Here is a 2,352-nt window from a genome sequence, read left to right on the forward strand (position 1 = left end):
CGTTTCCGCCCTTTGTGTCACATTCAGGGTTATCATCATTTTTAAGTTCTGAAAACTTAATTCGCTTAATTTCTTCTTCTGAAAAAGCATATTTTAAGATATCATCGTTTAGCGGGAGTTTCGACATTTTCTAACACAAAAACTTAAAAAAATCTGATTTAACAAGGCCTAACGGCCTTTTTTTATTTATAAAAATGTAGTGCCCTTGTATTGACAAATACTAATAAAAGTGTATTATATATAAAATAAGGGTTTATATACTTTTTAATAAGGGGCACTACATGGCTTTTATACGTAGTAAGATAAAAAATGGAAAACCATGTTACTATATCGTTGAAAGTTATAGGGATGGCAAAGCCGTCAGGCAGCGTATTATTGAATATCTTGGAAGTGCTGAAAAAATATTGCCTCTGGCATTAAAAGGTTGGCAATCTACACAAAAAGCAAAAGAATCAGAATCAGGCATTGATTTTTCAAAAGTTACATTCAAATCATACGTTCATGGTTCTGTTATGGGATTGCTCTATATGGCTCAATATATAGGTATTGAAGAGATTCTTGATGAAATCCTTCCCAAAAAAAACATTAAAGGCATGACCAGAGGCAGGGTTTTATTATTAGCAATGATACACCGGGCAGTTGATCCTGGCAGTAAGAGAAACTTCTCCAATTGGGTAGAGCAGACAAGTTTACCCTATCATCTAAAATTTGAGGCTTCAGCACTTGGTTCGGCTGAATTTTGGGAGGCTATGGACGGGATTAGTGAGGATGAGCTAAAAACAGCGCAAAGAACAATTGTAAAGCGTATTTCTGATATCACTAATATTGATTTAAATAGGTTCCATCTTGATTACACCAACTATTTTACTTTCATAAATAGCAAAAATGGAAATTGTTTGATATGTAAGAGAGGACATAATAAACAGAAAAGGGATGATTTACGACAGTTCAGCCTTGCTGTATTAACCGCCTATTCTCTTCAGATACCTATAATATGGGATCTTTACGCAGGCAACAAAAATGATAAATCTGAATTTGCTGAATTTTCAGATAAAATTAAAAAAGAATTACAGAAAATGTCAATCATTCCGGAGGATGTGACGATAACATTTGATGGAGGCAGTAATTCTGAAGAGAACTTCAAAAATATAGGCTTTCATTTTATCTGTTCACACAGTTTGAAAGGACTTCCTGCTCTTTATGACATTGATATCAGCGAATACGAGAATGTTGAACTTAGCAGTGGTAAGACCAAACTTGCTTATCGTATTGATAATTTAACATTTTCAGGCGTTACAGGGACGGGAATATTGACTTTTAGTCAGGATTTGCTGGATGGACAGCTTGCTGAACTTGAGAAAGAGATTACCAAAATAAAAAATAATGTTGATGATTTAAATAATAAACTTAAGAATCCAAAATCACATATATTTTCAGAGTTGAACAACAGGAAAAAATTTATCGAAGCTGAGATTGTACAAGTAAAAAAATACAATGATGCTCTTAAAGAGGAGTTAAGCCAGCCAAAGAAGGGAAGACGCAAAAAGGAAAAAGATGAGCCTATATGGGATATGGAAAAGGAACTATTACAGATATTGGCTAAAAAGGTTTATTCCGGTAACCAATTTGCAAGCGAATTCAGTTCTATAAGTATTGAATTGCAGGAACATGATGAACTTAAGTCTTATCAGATAAAGCTCACAATAGACAATGAATTAAAAGAATCGTATTGCAATAAATATTATGGTAAAAAATTGACATGTACAGATTATACGAGCTGGAGTACATCCGATATTTTATCTGAATACGCTAATCAGGAGTGTATTGAAAACAATATCTTCAAAGTATCCAAAGATACGAGGCACTTTTCTGTAAGACCGCAGTATCATTGGACTGATGATAAAATTCGCTGTCATGTCTTCATTTGTCTTTCCGCAATGATAATTGCAGAAATGTTAAGAATGCGAATGGAAAAAGCCGGGTTAAAACTCACAAAATCGGCAATGCTTAATAAATTGTCTTTAATAAACGATGGGTGGATTTATAACGAAGGAAAGAAAGTTGTTAGGGCAATGGGAGAACTTGATTCTAATCAAAAGAGGATGTGGAATGTCATAGAAGATATCAAACAATCTCTGTCAACTAACTGATTGGCAAAAAAGTGCCAAAATGGGCACTACATTTAACAGTTGATTGAAGCCTTGTGTTACAAGGCTTCACGGGGTAACAGAAGTTATAATGTCGAAACTCCCGCTAGTGTTAACAAGCTTGTCTAAATTAACCTTCAGTGTGCCAATCCTGGATTGCAACTGCCGGCGGCTCATGCTCGCTTTGACATCATCGTAGTACAGG

Annotated in this window: 1 protein-coding gene; it reads left to right on the forward strand. The window is 34.7% G+C overall.

The features are described from left to right. Positions 1-281: 281 nt before the first annotated feature. Positions 282-2,150, forward strand: coding sequence for a hypothetical protein (locus tag QZU81_RS10810; protein WP_295591777.1), 1,869 nt, complete (start codon positions 282-284; stop codon positions 2,148-2,150). Positions 2,151-2,352: the final 202 nt, after the last annotated feature.

This window comes from uncultured Methanobrevibacter sp. (assembly GCF_902770715.1).
GTDB lineage: Archaea > Methanobacteriota > Methanobacteria > Methanobacteriales > Methanobacteriaceae > Methanocatella.